Annotated in this window: 13 protein-coding genes; 9 read left to right on the forward strand and 4 right to left on the reverse strand. The window is 68.2% G+C overall.

Annotated elements, in window-relative coordinates:
* The first annotated feature begins 156 nt into the window (after positions 1-156).
* The 7 genes from CFB46_RS09765 to CFB46_RS09800 all read left to right on the forward strand — a co-directional run bounded on the left by CFB46_RS09765 (position 157) and on the right by CFB46_RS09800 (position 8,556).
* On the forward strand, positions 157-1,389 hold the full coding sequence (locus CFB46_RS09765; RefSeq protein ID WP_027783981.1) for an aspartate aminotransferase family protein: 1,233 nt from the start codon (positions 157-159) through the stop codon (positions 1,387-1,389).
* Between the two features lie 30 nt (positions 1,390-1,419).
* Positions 1,420-2,487 carry an arginine/ornithine succinyltransferase subunit alpha gene (gene aruF / locus CFB46_RS09770; RefSeq protein WP_089499859.1) on the forward strand — a complete coding sequence of 356 codons (1,068 nt, stop codon included), beginning with the start codon at positions 1,420-1,422 and terminating at the stop codon, positions 2,485-2,487.
* Positions 2,484-3,530, forward strand: coding sequence for an arginine N-succinyltransferase (gene astA, locus CFB46_RS09775; protein ID WP_027783983.1), 1,047 nt, complete (start codon positions 2,484-2,486; stop codon positions 3,528-3,530). Before aruF ends, astA begins: the two co-directional genes overlap by 4 nt.
* Before the next feature lie 7 nt (positions 3,531-3,537).
* The gene (gene astD / locus CFB46_RS09780; protein ID WP_027783984.1) at positions 3,538-5,001 is read left to right on the forward strand and encodes a succinylglutamate-semialdehyde dehydrogenase; all 1,464 of its coding nucleotides are present in this window, start codon (positions 3,538-3,540) and stop codon (positions 4,999-5,001) included.
* Positions 5,002-5,015: 14 nt separating this feature from the next.
* Entirely contained in the window at positions 5,016-6,356 is a 1,341-nt protein-coding gene (astB, locus tag CFB46_RS09785; RefSeq protein ID WP_089499860.1) for an N-succinylarginine dihydrolase, read from the forward strand.
* A gap of 7 nt (positions 6,357-6,363) precedes the next feature.
* Positions 6,364-7,407, forward strand: coding sequence for a succinylglutamate desuccinylase (gene astE / locus CFB46_RS09790; RefSeq protein ID WP_179235071.1), 1,044 nt, complete (start codon positions 6,364-6,366; stop codon positions 7,405-7,407).
* Positions 7,408-7,761: 354 nt separating this feature from the next.
* Entirely contained in the window at positions 7,762-8,556 is a 795-nt protein-coding gene (locus CFB46_RS09800; RefSeq protein WP_089499862.1) for an ABC transporter substrate-binding protein, read from the forward strand.
* Positions 8,557-8,643: 87 nt separating this feature from the next.
* On the opposite strand, the gene CFB46_RS09805 is transcribed toward CFB46_RS09800, so the two are convergent.
* A complete protein-coding gene (locus CFB46_RS09805; RefSeq protein ID WP_089499863.1) occupies positions 8,644-10,173 on the reverse strand; it encodes an HDOD domain-containing protein in 1,530 nt (509 codons plus the stop codon).
* Positions 10,174-10,200: 27 nt separating this feature from the next.
* Positions 10,201-11,943 carry a cyclic di-GMP phosphodiesterase CdpA gene (cdpA, locus tag CFB46_RS09810; protein ID WP_193727275.1) on the reverse strand — a complete coding sequence of 581 codons (1,743 nt, stop codon included), beginning with the start codon at positions 11,941-11,943 and terminating at the stop codon, positions 10,201-10,203.
* A 279-nt stretch (positions 11,944-12,222) separates the two neighbouring features.
* Here cdpA and CFB46_RS09815 point away from each other — a divergent pair, with 279 nt between their 5' ends.
* On the forward strand, positions 12,223-12,771 hold the full coding sequence (locus tag CFB46_RS09815) for a peroxiredoxin (protein ID WP_027783990.1): 549 nt from the start codon (positions 12,223-12,225) through the stop codon (positions 12,769-12,771).
* An 82-nt stretch (positions 12,772-12,853) separates the two neighbouring features.
* Here CFB46_RS09815 and CFB46_RS09820 read toward each other — a convergent pair whose 3' ends face one another.
* On the reverse strand, positions 12,854-13,483 hold the full coding sequence (locus CFB46_RS09820) for an SDR family oxidoreductase (RefSeq protein ID WP_027783991.1): 630 nt from the start codon (positions 13,481-13,483) through the stop codon (positions 12,854-12,856).
* A gap of 280 nt (positions 13,484-13,763) precedes the next feature.
* Here CFB46_RS09820 and CFB46_RS09825 point away from each other — a divergent pair, with 280 nt between their 5' ends.
* Positions 13,764-15,260, forward strand: a complete 1,497-nt coding sequence (locus tag CFB46_RS09825; RefSeq protein WP_089499864.1) for an NYN domain-containing protein — start codon at positions 13,764-13,766, stop codon at positions 15,258-15,260.
* Between the two features lie 92 nt (positions 15,261-15,352).
* Here CFB46_RS09825 and CFB46_RS09830 read toward each other — a convergent pair whose 3' ends face one another.
* Positions 15,353-15,736, reverse strand: coding sequence for a VOC family protein (locus CFB46_RS09830; protein ID WP_089499865.1), 384 nt, complete (start codon positions 15,734-15,736; stop codon positions 15,353-15,355).
* Positions 15,737-15,817: the final 81 nt, after the last annotated feature.

The following is a 15,817-nucleotide window of genomic DNA, read 5'->3' on the forward strand; positions in this document are numbered from 1 at the left end:
AGCCCCAAAATACCGCCAAGCGGCAGCAACTCCCCCCGAGAAGGGCAAAAACCAAAACCTTCCGATAGAACCCGTCGCAATTCCGCAAGACGCTTGCGTCACCCTTACCTAAACTTGATCCTGTTGAACCCTCTTACGAAACCGAAAGGAACGACCATGACGACCTCGACCGTGACCCGCCAGACATTCGACGAAGTGATGGTGCCGGTATTTTCCCCCGCCCCGTTCGTGCCGGATCGCGCAGAGGGCTCCCGCGTGTGGGACACGGCCGGCCGCGAGTACGTGGATTTCGCGTGCGGCATCGCCGTGACGTCGCTCGGTCACGGCCATCCGGAACTGCTGAAGGTGCTGGACGAACAAGGCCGCAAGCTCTGGCACATCGGCAACGGCTACACGAACGAGCCGGTGCTGCGCCTCGCGAAACGCCTCGAATCGCTGACCTTCGCCGATCGCGCATTCTTCGCGAACTCGGGCGCGGAAGCGAACGAAGCCGCGCTGAAACTCGCGCGCCGCGTCGCATTCGATCGCCACGGCGCCGACAAATTCGAAATCGTGTCGTTCGTGCAGTCGTTCCACGGCCGCACGTTCTTCACGGTCAGCGTCGGCGGCCAGCCGAAATACTCGGAAGGCTTCGGCCCCGTGCCGGAAGGCATCAAGCACCTGCCGTTCAACGACATCGAAGCCGCGAAGGCCGCGATTGGCCCGAAAACCTGTGCCGTGATCGTCGAGCCGGTGCAGGGCGAGGGCGGCGTGATCCCGGCCGATCCGGCGTTCCTGAAGGCACTGCGCGAAGCGTGCGACGCCAACGACGCACTGCTGATCTTCGATGAAGTGCAAACGGGCGTGGGCCGCACGGGCCAGTTCTACGCCTACATGGACACGGGCGTCACGCCGGACATCCTCACGACCGCGAAAGCGCTCGGCAACGGCTTCCCGATCGGCGCGATGCTGACGACGAACGAGCTGGCCGCGCACTTCAAGGTCGGTGTGCACGGTACGACGTACGGCGGCAACCCGCTCGCGTCGGCGATCGCGGACAAGGTCGTCGAACTGATCGGCGAACCGGCACTGCTCGAAGGCGTGCGCGAACGCAGTGTGCGCCTGAAGGGCGCGCTCGAACGCATCAACGCGCGTTTCGGGATCTTCAAGGACATCCGCGGCAAGGGCCTCCTGGTCGGCGCGGAACTCACCGCCGCATTCGACGGCCGCGCAAAGGACTTCGTCAACGCGGCAGCCGAGCAAGGCCTGATCATGCTGATCGCCGGCCCGAACGTGCTGCGCTTCGTCCCGTCGCTGGTGATCCCGTTGGACCTGCTCGACGAAGGCATGAAGCGCTTCGAGAAGGCAGTCGAACAAGTGCTCGCCGCACAGGAAGCCACCGCGCGCTGATCGGCGCCCCCATCGCAGACAGGAACGACGATGCTATTTGTTCGCCCCGGCAAACTCACGGATCTCGATGCGCTCGCGCACATGGCGCGCACCGCGCAACCGGTCCTGCACTCGCTGCCGCACGACCGCGCGGCGCTCGAAGCGCGTGTGGCGCTCTCCGAGGATTCGTTTCGCGCGGACGTCGACTTCGCCGGCGAGGAGTTCTATCTCTTCGTGCTCGAGGATTCGTCGACCGGCAAACTGCTCGGCACGGCGAGCATCGTGGCCGCGGCCGGCTACTCGGAGCCGTTCTACGCGTTCCGCAACGACGCACTGATCCACGCGTCGCGCGAGCTGCACGTGAACCGCAAGATCCACGCGCTCACGATGTCGCACGAGTTGACCGGCAAGAGCCGGCTCGCGGGCTTTTACGTCGATCCGTCGCTGCGCGGCGACGCGGCCGCGCACCTGATCTCGCGCGCCCGGATGATGTACATCGCCGCGAACCGCCGCCGATTCACGCCGGAAGTGTTCACGCTGCTGCTCGGCGTGAGCGACGGCACCGGCGGATCGCCGTTCTGGGAAGCGGTGGGCCGCAAGTTCTTCGGCCGCGACTTCACCGACGTCGACATCGCATCGGGCGGCCGCAGCCGCACGTTCATCGCGGAAGTGATGCCGGCCTATCCGCTCTACGTGCCGCTGCTGCCGGAAGCCGCGCAGCGCGTGCTCGGCGAGCCGAACGAAACGGCATTGCTCGCGTACGACATCCATCTCGAGGAAGGTTTCGAGCCCGACCGCTTCGTCGACATCTTCGACGCCGGCCCGGTGCTGACCGCGCAGGTCGACCGCACCGCGTGCGTGAAGCACGGCTCGGAACGCGTCGTGCGCGAGGCCGCGCATCAGCAGGGCGACGTCGCGTACATGGTGTCGACGGGCAGCGGCGAATCGTTCCGCTGCGTGCTGGCCGACCTGCCGGGCGACACGGCCGACTCGCGTGGCGCGCAGGCGCCGCTGGCCGGCGACGTGCGCGCGGCGCTCGATGTGAAGGAAGGCGATGTCGTGCGCTGCGTGCCGCTGCATCGCCGCAGCGATGAAGATTTGACGGGAGAGGCAGCATGATCGTCGTTCGGGTCGTACAAACGGGCGACGTCGACGCGCTCGTGTCGCTCGCGCAGGAAACCGGGCCGGGCCTGACCACGTTCAAGCCCGACCGCGACGCGCTCGCCGCGCGCATCGAACGCTCGCGCCGCACGCTCGAAGGCCGGGCGGCACCCGGTGAAGCCGGCTACTTCTTCGTGATGGAAGAATCGAAGACGGGCGACATCGCGGGCGTGTGCGGGATCGAAACGCAGGTCGGCCTCGAGCAGCCGTTCTACAACTATCGCGTGAGCACGGTCGTGCATGCGAGTCAGGAGCTCGGCGTGTGGACGAAAATGTCCGCGCTGAACATCTCGCACGACCTGACGGGCTACGCGGAAGTGTGCTCGCTGTTCCTGAGCCCGCGCTATCGCACGGGCGGCGTCGGCGGCCTGCTGTCGCGTTCGCGCTTCATGTTCATCGCGCAGTTCCGCGACCGCTTTCCGGAACGCATCTGCGCGGAACTGCGCGGCCACTTCGACGAAGACGGCACGTCGCCGTTCTGGCGCGCGGTCGGTTCGCACTTCTACCAGATCGATTTCAACGCGGCCGATTACCTCAGCTCGCACGGCCGCAAGGCGTTCCTCGCGGAATTGATGCCGCGCTACCCGGTGTACGTCGACCTGCTGCCGCAGGACGCGCAGGACGCGGTCGGCCTCACGCACCGCGACACGCTGCCGGCCCGCAAGATGCTCGAAGCGGAAGGGCTGCGCTACCAGAACCACGTCGACATCTTCGATGCGGGCCCCGTGCTCGAATGCCACGTCAACGACCTGCGCACGGTGCGCGAGAGCGTCGTCGTGCCGGTCGCGATCGGCGTGCCGGATGCAACCGATGACGCGCAGGGCGGCCATCCGCCGAAGTCGCTCGTGTCGAACACGTCGCTCGGGGATTTCCGCGTCGGCGTCGCGCCGGGCGTGGTCGCGAACGGCGCGTTCGTGCTGTCGGCCGACGATGCCGTCGCGCTCGACGTGAAGGCCGGCGATCCGGTTCGCGTGCTGCCGCTCAAAGTCAAACAGGGATAAACGAATCATGACGGAACTCTTCATCGACGGCGCCTGGGTCGCAGGCTCGGGCCCCGTCTTCGCTTCGCGCAACCCGGGCACCGACGCGATCGCTTGGCAGGGCGAAAGTGCGTCGGCGGCGGACGTCGACCGTGCGGTCGCGAGCGCGCGCCGCGCGTTCGCCGGCTGGTCGGCGCTCGACTTCGAAGCCCGCTGCGAGATCGCCAAGCGCTTCGCCGCCTTGCTCACCGAACGCAAGGAAGCGATCGCGACCGCGATCGGCCGCGAGACGGGCAAGCCGCTGTGGGAAGCGCGCACCGAGGTCGCATCGATGGCCGCGAAGGTCGGCATCTCGATCCAGGCATACCAGGAACGCACCGGCGAGAAGCGCCAGGACATGGCCGACGGCGTCGCGGTGCTGCGTCACCGGCCGCACGGCGTCGTCGCGGTGTTCGGCCCGTACAACTTCCCCGGCCACTTGCCGAACGGTCATATCGTGCCGGCGCTGATTGCCGGCAACACGGTCGTGTTCAAGCCGTCGGAGCTCGCACCGGGCGTCGCGCGTGCGACGGTCGAAGTGTGGAAGGAAGCCGGGCTGCCGGCCGGCGTGCTGAACCTCGTGCAGGGCGAGAAGGATACCGGCATCGCGCTCGCGAACCATCGGCAGATCGACGGACTGTTCTTCACCGGCAGCTCGGATACCGGCACGCTGCTGCACAAGCAGTTCGGCGGCCGTCCGGAAATCGTGCTCGCGCTCGAGATGGGCGGCAACAACCCGCTCGTGATCGGCGAAGTCGAGGACATCGACGCGGCCGTGCATCATACGATCCAGTCGGCGTTCCTGTCGGCCGGCCAGCGCTGCACGTGCGCGCGCCGCATCTTCGTGCCGCAGGGCGCGTTCGGCGACCGCTTCCTCGCGCGCTTCGCCGACGTCACGTCGAAGATCACCGCCGACGTGTTCGACGCCGATCCGCAGCCGTTCATGGGCGCGGTGATCTCGGCGCGCGCGGCCGCGAAGCTGGTCGACGCGCAGTCGCGCCTGATCGAGCAGGGCGCGAAGCCGATCGTCGCGATGACGCAGCGCGATCCGCGCCTCGGCTTCGTGAACGCGGCGATCGTCGACGTGACGGGCGTCGCGAATCTGCCCGACGAGGAACATTTCGGCCCGCTCGCGCAGATCGTCCGCTATGCGACGTTCGACGACGCGATCGAGCGCGCGAACGACACGGCGTTCGGCCTGTCCGCGGGCCTGCTGGCCGACGACGCGAAGGTGTGGGAGCACTTCCGCCGCACGATCCGCGCCGGGATCGTCAACTGGAACCGGCCGACCAACGGTGCGTCGTCCGCCGCGCCGTTCGGCGGCACGGGCCGCTCGGGCAACCATCGCCCGAGCGCGTACTACGCGGCCGACTATTGCGCGTATCCGATGGCGTCGGTGGAAAGCACGCAACTGACTTTGCCCGCGAGCCTGTCGCCGGGCCTCCATTTCTGATCGAGGGAGCGACGATGAACGCACAAGAAGCCAATTTCGACGGACTCGTCGGCCCGACCCACAACTACGCCGGGCTGTCGTTCGGCAACGTGGCGTCGCTGAACAACGAGAAGTCGGCCGCGAACCCGAAGGCCGCCGCAAAGCAAGGGCTGCGCAAGATGAAGCAGCTCGCGGATCTCGGCTTCGCACAAGGCGTGCTGCCGCCGCAGGAGCGGCCGTCGCTGCGCCTGCTGCGCGAGCTCGGCTTCTCCGGCAAGGACGCCGACGTGATCGCGAAGGCCGCGAAGCAGGCGCCCGAACTGCTCGCCGCGGCGAGCTCGGCGTCGGCGATGTGGACCGCGAACGCGGCCACCGTCAGCCCGTCGGCGGATACGAGCGACGGCCGCGTGCACTTCACGCCGGCGAACCTGTGCAGCAAGCTGCATCGCGCGATCGAGCACGAAGCGACGCGCCGCACGCTGTCGACGCTGTTTGCGGACCCCGCGCACTTCGCGGTGCATGAAGCGCTGACGGGCACGCCGGCGCTCGGCGACGAAGGCGCGGCGAACCACACGCGTTTTTGCGCCGAATACGGCAAGCCGGGTATCGAGTTCTTCGTGTACGGCCGTGCCGAATACCGCCGCGGCCCCGAGCCGAAGCGCTTCCCGGCCCGTCAGACCTTCGAGGCGAGCCGCGCGGTCGCGCATCGTCACGGGCTCGCCGAGGAAGCGACGGTCTACGCGCAGCAGGATCCGGACGTGATCGATGCGGGCGTGTTCCACAACGACGTGATCTCGGTCGGCAACCGCGAGACGCTGTTCACGCACGAGCGCGCGTTCGTCAACAAGCAGGCGATCTACGACACGTTGACCGCCGCGCTCGACGCGCGCGGCGCACGCCTGAACGTGATCGAGGTGCCGGACGCGGCCGTGAGCGTGAACGATGCGGTGACGTCGTACCTGTTCAACAGTCAGCTGCTGTCGCGCGCGGACGGTTCGCAGGTGCTCGTCGTGCCGCAGGAATGCCGCGAGAACGTGAGGGTCGCCGCCTATCTCGACCAGCTCGCGGCCGGCAACGGCCCGATTCACGACGTGCTCGTGTTCGACCTGCGCGAAAGCATGAAGAACGGCGGCGGCCCCGCGTGCCTGCGCCTGCGCGTCGTGCTGACCGAAGCGGAGCGCGCGGCCGTCACGTCGAACGTGTGGATCAACGATACGCTGTTCGCGTCGCTCGACGCGTGGATCGACAAGCACTATCGCGATCGCCTCGCACCGGAAGACCTCGCCGATCCGGCGCTGCTCGACGAGTCGCGCACGGCGCTCGACGCGCTCACGCAGATCCTGCGCGTCGGTTCGCTGTATGACTTCCAGCGCTGAGGCACGAATGCCGGCCGCCGCGCTGCTCGACGACTTCCTCGCGTTCACGCTGGCCGGTGGTGCGCCGGTCGACAAGGACGGTGCCTGCGCAAGCGGCGCGGTGCGCTGGCAATGGCTCGGCGACGGGCTGCTCGCATTCGAACCGGCAGCCGCCGACGCCGCGGCGCGCGCGAGCGTGCTCGTGTCGGCCGGCGTGCACGGCGACGAAACCGCGCCGATCGAACTGCTGTCGATGCTGGTGCGCGATCTGGCGTCGGGCGCGCTGCCGCTCGCGTGCCGGCTGCTCGTCGTGCTCGGCAACGTGCCGGCGATGCGCGCGGGCGATCGCTATCTCGACGACGATCTGAACCGGCTGTTCAGCGGTCGTCACGCGCAGGCGCCCGCGAGCCGCGAAGCGCCGCGCGCCGCGCAACTCGAAGCGGCGGCGTCCGCATTCTTCGCGGCGGCGCCGGCCGGCAGCGCACGCTGGCACATCGACATGCACACGGCGATTCGCGCATCGGTGTTCGAGCAATTCGCGCTGCTGCCGCACACGGGCACGCCGCCCACGCGCGCCATGGTCGAATGGCTCGGCGACGCACGCATCGCGGCCGTGCTGCTGCATACGGCGAAAGGCAACACGTATTCGCATTTCACGGCCGAGCATTGCGGCGCGCTCGCGTGCACGCTGGAGCTCGGCAAGGTGCGGCCGTTCGGCGAGAACGACCTGACCCGGTTCGCGCCGGCCGACCGCGCGGTGCGCAAGCTCGTGTCGGGTGCCTCGCGCGATGTCGATGCCGGGGGCGGCCAGCCGTCGCTGCCGCGCGTCTTCACGGTGATCGACCAGATCACGAAGCAGAGCGACGCGCTCGAGCTGTTCGTCGCGGCCGACGTCGCGAACTTCACCGCGTTCCCGCGCGGCACCGTGCTCGCGCAGGACGGCGACTACCGCTACACGGTGAAGCACGACGAGGAACGCATCGTGTTCCCGAACCCGACCGTGAAGCCGGGCTTGCGCGCGGGCCTGCTCGTCATCGATACGACGCGCGACACGCTGGCCGCACTCGTCTGATCGATGCGCACGCGTGCGCGCCGCGGCGACTCGCGGCCCGCGCGTCGTCCCGCGGTCCATTCATTTTTGCGATGACGCATGCACGCCGCGCAGGTGCCGCGCACGTCGCGCTTGCGTATTTGCGACACCGTCTTGCAAGTTCGACAGGCCGCGTGGCGGCCGCCGGGCACGCAGCGCAGCATCGCGCATCGGCAGCCGCTTCGCCATATCGGGCCGCGCGGATTGGTACAATCGCGGCCTTGCGGCTGTTGCGCCGCATCACGGCGCGGCATCGGAATTGCCGGGGGCATCCGACCCTGCAATGATGCATGCGCCCGTAGTTCCGGAACATTCGAGTATCGAGGAGAACACCTGATGAAGTTGGATTGGCGTAAAGTGGCCGCGCATGCGGTGGTGGCGGCATCGGCCGTGGCGGCAGGCAGCGCGTTTGCCGCGGATCTGAAGGAGATCCGGTTCGGCGTCGAGGCCTCGTACGCACCGTTCGAATACAAGACGCCCGACGGCAAGCTGACCGGCTTCGACATCGACATCGGCAACGCGGTGTGCGCGAAGCTGAAGACGAAGTGCGTGTGGGTCGAGAACGACTTCGACGGCCTGATCCCGGCGCTGCAGGCGCGCAAGTTCGACGCGATCAACTCGGACATGACGATCACCGACCAGCGCAAGCACGCGATCGCGTTCACCGATCCGATCTACACGATTCCGAACCAGCTGATCGCGAAGCAGGGCAGCGGCCTGCTGCCGACCCCGCAATCGCTGAAGGGCAAGCGCGTCGGCGTGCTGCAGGGCACGATCCAGGAAGCGTACGCGAAGAAGAAGTGGGCGCCGGCCGGCGTTGAAGTCGTGCCGTACCAGACGCAGGATCTGGCGTACGCCGACCTGAAGTCGGGCCGTCTCGACGCGACCTTCCAGGATTCGGAAGCCGGCTCGAAAGGCTTCCTGACGAAGCCGCAAGGCCAGGGCTTCGCGTTCGCGGGCGGCACGGTCAGCGATACCGAGATCCTCGGCTCGGGCGTCGGCTTCGGCCTGCGCAAGAACGATGCGGCGCTGAAGACCGCGCTCGATCAGGCGCTGAAGGAACTGAAGGCCGACGGCACGATCGACACCCTCGCGAAGAAGTACTTCAGCGTGCCCGTCACGCTCAAGTAAGCGTTTCGTACGCGCACGATGGTAAAGAACCGGCCGCTGATGCGGCCGGTTTGCTTTCGTGGAGCGGAAACGGCGGTGGGCCGGGCGTCAGCCGGGCGGCGCGGGAAAGAACCGCCCCAGTTCGCGCGCGAGTTCGTTGAGCACGGCCATCTCCTGCTGCGAGATCTTGCGCGCGGGCTGCGCGCCGGCCCAGTCGCCGTACAGCAGCGCGACGCTCGTCGCGCCGACGCGCACGGGCAGCAGCACGAACGCGCGCGCGTCGTCGAACGCGTCGAGATACCACGCGGGCAGGCGCTTCATCATCTTCGGCTCCTGCGCCTGTTCGATGAAGATGCCGACCGAGTTCGAGATCGCGAGATGAAACACGTCCGGCTCGAAGCGTTCGTCGAAGCGCAGCCGGTCGAGCGCCGTGTCGACACCGGGACCGAAGCCGAGACGCGCGGCGAACGTGCCGTCGTCGTGACGCACGAACATCACGGTGCGCGTGAAGGCGAGGCCGGCCAGCAGGCTTTCCGACGCGAGCGCGAGCACCGGCGTCAGCACGTGCTCGGACGGCAGCGCGCGTAGGTCCGCGAGGCCGGCTTCGAGGCATGCCTCGGGCTCGGCCTGCGCGCGCGCGATCGCATCGGCGTTCGCGCGCAGCTCGACGATCTCGCGCATCATGGTGTCGCTCGCTTCCTCGCGCGCGAGGCGCTCGGCGATCTCGACGAGCGCCGCGGGTTCCATGCCGAGTGTGGGGCTGCAGTGCTGCGCGAGCGCCGCGACACGCGCGTCGCGCTGCGGGCCCGCGGGCATCGCGAGCGCACTTGCGACGTCGGTCGAGCAGCGGCTCACCGCGCGCAGCCAGCGGATGCGGTCGGTCGGGCCGCGGTCGGCCGGCCCGTCGCCTGCGGAGATCGCCGGGCAGCAACCACCGCCGTCATCATCGTCGAACGCGTCGGCACAGGTCGCGTGACCGTCGTCGTCGGCCATCCCCGCGCGGATCTCGTCCGGTAGCCGCCAGCGCGCGGCCGCTTCGAGGCCGATCTCGTCGAAGCCGACGCCGAGCACATCGGCGCAGGCGGCCGATTCGTCGCCGTTCAGCTCGGCGGCGCGGCGGCGGATGCGGTCCCATTCGCTGTCGAGATAGCAGACCACCAGCAGCTTGCCGACCTGGCGCATCAGCGTGCAGACGACGGCTTCCTCGCCCGCGCGCAGTTCGGCGCGCTCGGTGAGCTTGCGTGCGACGCAGCCGGACAGCAGCGCGCGGTTCAGCTCCAGCTTCGCGTCGATGCGACGCGGCGTGCTCTGATGGAAATGGTCGACGAGCTTGAGCCCGACGACGAGATGGCCGACGGCGTCCATGCCGAGCACCATCAGTGCGCGGGTCACGGTGGTGATGTTGCCGCCGAACGCCATGTACATCGCGGAGTTCGCGAGGCGCAGCACTTTCTGCGTGAGCGCGAAGTCCGACAGCACGACGCGCACGAGCGCGGTGAAGTCGAGGTCGTCGTTCTTCATCGCGGCCATCGTCGCGCGCAGCGATTCCGACAGCAGCGGGAAATCGCCCCGTTCGTTCATCCGGGCCCACAGCTTGTCGAGCAGCGCGGTGCGGGGCAGGTGTTCGGTGATTGACATACGGATCTGTTCGGTTCGCCGCGCGCGTCAGGCGGCGGCGTGCAGGTGCAGTTGCTGCGCCTCGAAGCGCCGCGCGAGCTCCTCGGACGGCAGCGCCTGGCAGACGAGCCAGCCCTGGATGTGATTGCAGCCCATTTCCGTCAGCAGCGCGCGCTGCGCCTCGGTCTCGACGCCTTCGGCGACGAGCTCGAGATCCAGTGTTTGCGCGAGGCCGACCACTGCCGACACGATCGCGCGGTCGTTGCGCGACGTCAGCAGGTTCTCGACGAAACTGCGGTCGATCTTCAGCTTCGCGAGCGGGAAGCGCTGCAGATAGGCGAGGCTCGAATAGCCGGTGCCGAAATCGTCGATCGCGAAGCGGATGCCGAGGCCGGTCAGCTCCTCGAGCAGCATTTTCGCGTGCGCGGGATCGTGCATCAGCAGGCTTTCGGTGATTTCGAGCACGATACGGCGCGGATCGATGCCGGTCAGCGCGATCGCCTCGCGCACGCTCTGCGTGAAGCGCGGGTCGCGGAACTGCTGCGGCGACACGTTGACCGCCACGTATTGCAGCGCGAGCCCCTGGCCGTCCCACGCGACGAGCTGCATGCACGCGGCCTTGAGCACCCAGTTGCCGAGGTAGTTGATCAGGCCGATGGATTCGGCGAGCGGGATGAAGGTGGCCGGCGGCACGAGGCCGTGCACCGGATGGCGCCAGCGGATCAGCGCCTCGACGCCGACCACCGCGCCCGACTGGCTGCGCGTGATCGGCTGGAAATGCAGCGAAAACTCGCCGTTGCGCACGCCGTCGTACAGGTCGGCTTCGAGCTTGAGCCGTTCGGCGTCGGCCGGATCGTCGACGGGCGCGTGGAACGCGAGTGCGTTGCCGCCCGATGCCTTCGCCTGCGCGAGCGCGTGGTCGGCGCGGCGCAGCAGCGGGCTGTGATGCTGCGCCCGATGCGGCGCGGCACGTTCGTCGGGATAGAGCGCGATGCCGATGCTCGCGGACAGGTGCACGGTCTGCCCCTGGAACACGTAGGGCTCGCGCACCGCGGCCTGCAGCCGGCGCGCGAGCGCATCGGCGGCGTGGCTCGCCTGCGGGCGGTCCGGTGCGCTCAGCACGACCGCGAACTTGTCGCTCGCGACGCGCGCGAGCTGCTCGTTCGGCGTGACGAGCGCTTTCAGCCGCTGCGCGGTCTCGCGCAGCAGCAGGTCGCCCGCGTCGTAGCCGAGCGCGCGGTTGATCCGCTGGTAGTCGTCGAGGTCGAGCAGCAGCAGCGCCGCGCAGGTGCCGTCCTCGTCGGCGGTCTGCTGCGCGCGCATCAGCGCCGGCACGAGCGCGGACAGGTTGTCGAGCCCCGTCATCGGGTCGTGATGCATTTCGTACGTCAGGCGTGCCTCGAGCGCGCGCCACGACGACACGTCGAACGCCGCGATCGCGAAGCCGTCGACGCCGTGGTGGCGGCTCTTGAACGCGCGGACCTCGACGTCCAGCGGGTAGGTGAGCGACTTGACGATGCACATCGTCGCCTTCTCGACCTGGCCGGAACGCGCGGCGCGAGCGAGCAGGCCTTCGAGCGCCGGGGTATCCTGTTCGGCGATCAGGTCGCGCAGCGTCAGCGTATGCAGGTAGTCGCGGTGGTAGCCGATGAAGCGCAGGCTGGCGTCGGACACGTACAGAAAGCGCAGTTCGCGGTCGACATGGGCGAGGAAATCCACCGTGCCGACCGTCTGTTCCAGCCAGTTGCGCACGGAATCGTCGCGGCGCGGCGCGACGGCGCGCGCGGGCATCAGCGCGCCACCCGACCGGGCGAAGCGGCGCAGCGTATGCAAGGCGCTGCGCCAGGAGCCCTTGCGTGACGTCTGTTTCCTGTTGGCTTCCATGTTTCTCGCTGACGTGAAGGGCTGGAACCGGTTGTCCGGAAGGAATAACGGCAGACTGTGCGGAATCTTTAACGGGCCGGCCGCGGGCGGCGCTGCCGCGGGTCCGGATCATCGACGCGGGTGTTCGGCAGGCGAACGCCCCACGTGGCCCACATCGGGCTGACTTTATAAGAAATGAGGACGCAGATGAAGCGAAAACTGTTGCTGGGCGCCATGGCGGCGCTGGTGGCCGGCCATGCGCTGCTGGCGCAGGCGGAACTGAAGCCGGGCGCCGCGGCGCCCGATTTCACGACGCAGGCGTCGCTGGGCGGCAAGACTTACACGTACTCGCTCGCGGACGCACTGAAGCAGGGGCCGGTCGTGCTGTATTTCTATCCGGCGGCGTTCACGAAGGGCTGCACGATCGAGGCGCATGCGTTCGCGGACGCGGTCGATCGTTACAAGGCTTACGGCGCGACGGTGATCGGCGTATCGGCCGACAACATCGACACGCTGACGAAGTTCTCGGTGAGCGAGTGCCGGAGCAAGTTCCCGGTGGCGGCCGACCCGGACGCGAAGATCATCCGCGAATACGATGCGAAGCTGCCGGCGCTCGACCGCGCGAACCGCGTGTCCTACGTGATTTCGCCGGAAGGGAAGATTCTCTACGAATACACGAGCCTGTCGCCCGACAAGCACGTCGAGAACACGCTCGCCGCCGTGAAGGCGTGGGCCGACGCGCATCCGAAGCAGTAAGCGGCGGCCCCTCACGTGAGAACGGCCCGTCGTGCGGGCCGTAGGGACGGGCATGCGCCGCCTGCCGGCGCACGACTGCCCGTTACGCGCGCAGCGCCTGTTCGATCGGCACGCTGCCGCCGACGAAGCCGACGACCTTGCGCGAGATGCCGAGCTTGATCGCCTCGATCGCGGCCCATGCCACGTCCTGGCGCGAGACGGGCGGAGCGGGTTCGAGCCATGTGTCGGTCAGCGCGATCTTGCCGACGCCCGGGTCGTCCGTGAGCGGGCCCGGACGCAGGATCACGTAGTCGACGCCCGACGCGATCACGCGATCGTCGCCTTCGCGCTTCATCTGCGAATAGTGGTGCAGCGCGTCCGGCCCGTGCTCGGGCCGGTACGCGGACAGCGAGCTGACCACCACGAGCTTCTGCGCGTTGTAGGCGAGTGCATAGTCGGCCGCGCGGGCGACCGCGTCGCGATCGACCTGTTCCTCTTCGGTCGCGCCCTCCGATTCGGCCGAGCCTGCCGCGTAGATCACGTGCGTGATGCCCTGGAATGCGTGCGAGAAATCGTTCGTCAGATCGGCCTCGACGACCCGTGCGCCCGCCAGCGCATAGCCGTGCCGGCGCACGAGCGCCGTGACCTCGAACTCCGGCTGCTTGAGCAGCAGATCCGCGCAGGCCTGGCCCGTCCGGCCGGTCGCGCCAATCAGCAGTACCTTCGTCGTCATGAAACCGCTCCTTGCTCGATGCGTCATCCATCCAGATAGGGACGGACGATCGATAACTCAAGTGTAATGTCGAATCGGCCCGGCGGCGGGCGCGTAATAAGGGGCATACCGGCGCGGGCGTACCGGCGCGGGCGTACTGGTTTCAGGCGTACCGGCACGTGTAGCGGCGTGCATTCATTCACACGGATGCGGGAATGACGCGCCGACCGGCTATCATGTGCGCGATGCATTTTTCGCCGCTACGTGTGCATAACGCGGCGGCCCACTGGTTGGAGTACACATGGCATTACCCTTGGACAATGTGAGCATGGCCGTGTTCTGCGACTTCGAGAACGTCGCGCTCGGCGTGCGCGACGCGAAGTACGAGAAATTCGACATCAAGCCCGTGCTGGAGCGGCTGCTGCTGAAAGGCAGCATCGTCGTGAAGAAGGCCTATTGCGACTGGGATCGCTACAAGGGCTTCAAGGCGTCGATGCACGAAGCCAGCTTCGAGCTGATCGAGATTCCGCACGTGCGCCAGTCGGGCAAGAATTCGGCCGACATCCGGCTCGTCGTGGACGCGCTCGACCTCTGCTACACGAAGTCGCACGTCGATACGTTCGTGATCATCAGCGGCGATTCGGATTTTTCGCCGCTCGTGTCGAAGCTGCGCGAGAACGCGAAGAAGGTGATCGGCGTCGGCGTGAAGAATTCGACGTCGGATCTGCTGGTCGCGAACTGCGACGAATTCATCTTCTACGACGATCTGGTGCGCGAGCAGCAGCGTGCGCTCGCTAAGCGCGAACAGCAGCAGCGCGCGAGCAACGGCGGCGCGAAGCGGCCCGACGAGCCGTCGCGCAAGCACGACATGGACGCGCGCAAGACGGAGGCGATCGCGCTGGCGGTCGAGACGTTCGACGCGCTCGCGTCGGAGCGCGACGACGTCGGCAAGATCTGGGCGTCGGTGCTCAAGAGCGCGATCAAGCGCCGCAAGCCGGACTTCAACGAGTCGTACTACGGGTTCCGCGCGTTCGGCAACCTGCTCGACGAGGCGCAGGCGCGCGGCCTGCTCGAAGTGGGGCGCGACGACAAATCGGGTGCGTTCGTGTCGCGTTCCCGCCAGTTCCAGCCGACTGCCGCCGAGCACGCCGCGACGGGCGGTGAGGGCGGCGCGGCGTACCACGGCGCCCATCACGGCACGCGCCCGGCGGAGTCGGCGCCGGCCGGCCGCGGCGCGCGCCGTCGCGGGCAGCGGGCGGAAGCGGCCGTTCACGAAAGCGTGCAGGTCGACGTGGAAGACGCGGAGTTCGCCGCGGTTGCCGACGCGGCGCCGGCCGAAACACACGAAACACACGACACGCCGGACGTGGCCGACGCGCATGGTGACGCGAAGGATGGCCGCAAGCGTGCGCGCAAGAGCACGGCAAAGAAGACCGGCGCGAAGAAGGGCGCGGCCGCGAAGGGCGCCGGTCGCCACGCGGCCGGCAAGCCGGACGCCGCCGCGCAGGGCGACGCGACGCATGGCGGCGATGCGCACGCGCACGACCAGCATGCGGACGAACCGCATCGCGACGCGGCGCATGACGAGCGGCACGCGGCGGCCGCGCCCGCCGAGCCGGCGCGTCGTGCTTCCGGCGCTCGGGACGAGGCCGCGCAGCCCTCGCACGACGTGACGCCGGTCGAAGCGACTTCCGAGGGGACTGCCGAAGCATCGGCCGCCGCCAAGCCGAAGAAGCCGGCCCGCAAGGCGGCACCGCGCGCGCGTCGTCCGCGCAAGACGACGGCTGCCGCCGAGTAACGAGTCACGGCAGCCGGCCGGGTGTCGTCCGAAACAGGTCGGCACCCGCGCTGCGCGGTACCGGCCGGCGCAACGCCGGCCGGCCTGCCACGCTAGCCGTTCAGCACGTACGGCTGCGTCATCACTTCGAGGAAGTGACCGTCCGGATCGTCGAAGTACACGCCGCGTCCGCCGTTGTGGCGGTAGATATCGTCGGCTTGCCGCTTCGCCGGATCGGCCCAGTGCGGCAGCCGGCGCTCCCGAATGCGCGCGTACACGCGATCGAAGCCGGCTTCGTCGGTCAGGAACGCGTAATGCTGCGCCGTGATCTCCCCCGCCTTTTCGTAAAAATCGAGCGACACGCCGTTGTCGAGCGCGACGACCAGCATCGCGCCGAACGGCGTCGGCGGCGGCAATTCCAGAAGTTCGGTGAGGAAGCGGCTCGAGACGCGCTTGTCTCGACACCAGACGATCGTGTGGTTGAGCTGGACGTTCATGGTGTGTCCCCGGGAAGGGCACGGCGGTGGGCATGGACTCACGATAGCCGATTGCCGCCGGTGTTCAAGCGCGGAAAGGAA

The sequence above is a fragment of the Burkholderia sp. HI2761 genome (assembly GCF_002223355.1).
Taxonomy (GTDB): Bacteria; Pseudomonadota; Gammaproteobacteria; order Burkholderiales; family Burkholderiaceae; genus Burkholderia.

Excerpts from the sequence above, each read along its gene's own strand:
- CFB46_RS09820 (WP_027783991.1), bottom strand. The coding sequence starts at position 13,483 with ATGACGACGAAGGTACTGCTGATTGGCGCGACCGGCCGGACGGGCCAG.
- CFB46_RS09825 (WP_089499864.1), top strand. The coding sequence starts at position 13,764 with ATGGCATTACCCTTGGACAATGTGAGCATGGCCGTGTTCTGCGACTTC.
- CFB46_RS09765 (WP_027783981.1), top strand. The coding sequence starts at position 157 with ATGACGACCTCGACCGTGACCCGCCAGACATTCGACGAAGTGATGGTG.
- aruF (WP_089499859.1), top strand. The coding sequence starts at position 1,420 with ATGCTATTTGTTCGCCCCGGCAAACTCACGGATCTCGATGCGCTCGCG.
- CFB46_RS09815 (WP_027783990.1), top strand. The coding sequence starts at position 12,223 with ATGAAGCGAAAACTGTTGCTGGGCGCCATGGCGGCGCTGGTGGCCGGC.
- CFB46_RS09805 (WP_089499863.1), bottom strand. The coding sequence starts at position 10,173 with ATGTCAATCACCGAACACCTGCCCCGCACCGCGCTGCTCGACAAGCTG.
- astB (WP_089499860.1), top strand. The coding sequence starts at position 5,016 with ATGAACGCACAAGAAGCCAATTTCGACGGACTCGTCGGCCCGACCCAC.
- astA (WP_027783983.1), top strand. The coding sequence starts at position 2,484 with ATGATCGTCGTTCGGGTCGTACAAACGGGCGACGTCGACGCGCTCGTG.
- astE (WP_179235071.1), top strand. The coding sequence starts at position 6,364 with ATGCCGGCCGCCGCGCTGCTCGACGACTTCCTCGCGTTCACGCTGGCC.
- CFB46_RS09800 (WP_089499862.1), top strand. The coding sequence starts at position 7,762 with ATGAAGTTGGATTGGCGTAAAGTGGCCGCGCATGCGGTGGTGGCGGCA.
- CFB46_RS09830 (WP_089499865.1), bottom strand. The coding sequence starts at position 15,736 with ATGAACGTCCAGCTCAACCACACGATCGTCTGGTGTCGAGACAAGCGC.
- cdpA (WP_193727275.1), bottom strand. The coding sequence starts at position 11,943 with ATGCCCGCGCGCGCCGTCGCGCCGCGCCGCGACGATTCCGTGCGCAAC.
- astD (WP_027783984.1), top strand. The coding sequence starts at position 3,538 with ATGACGGAACTCTTCATCGACGGCGCCTGGGTCGCAGGCTCGGGCCCC.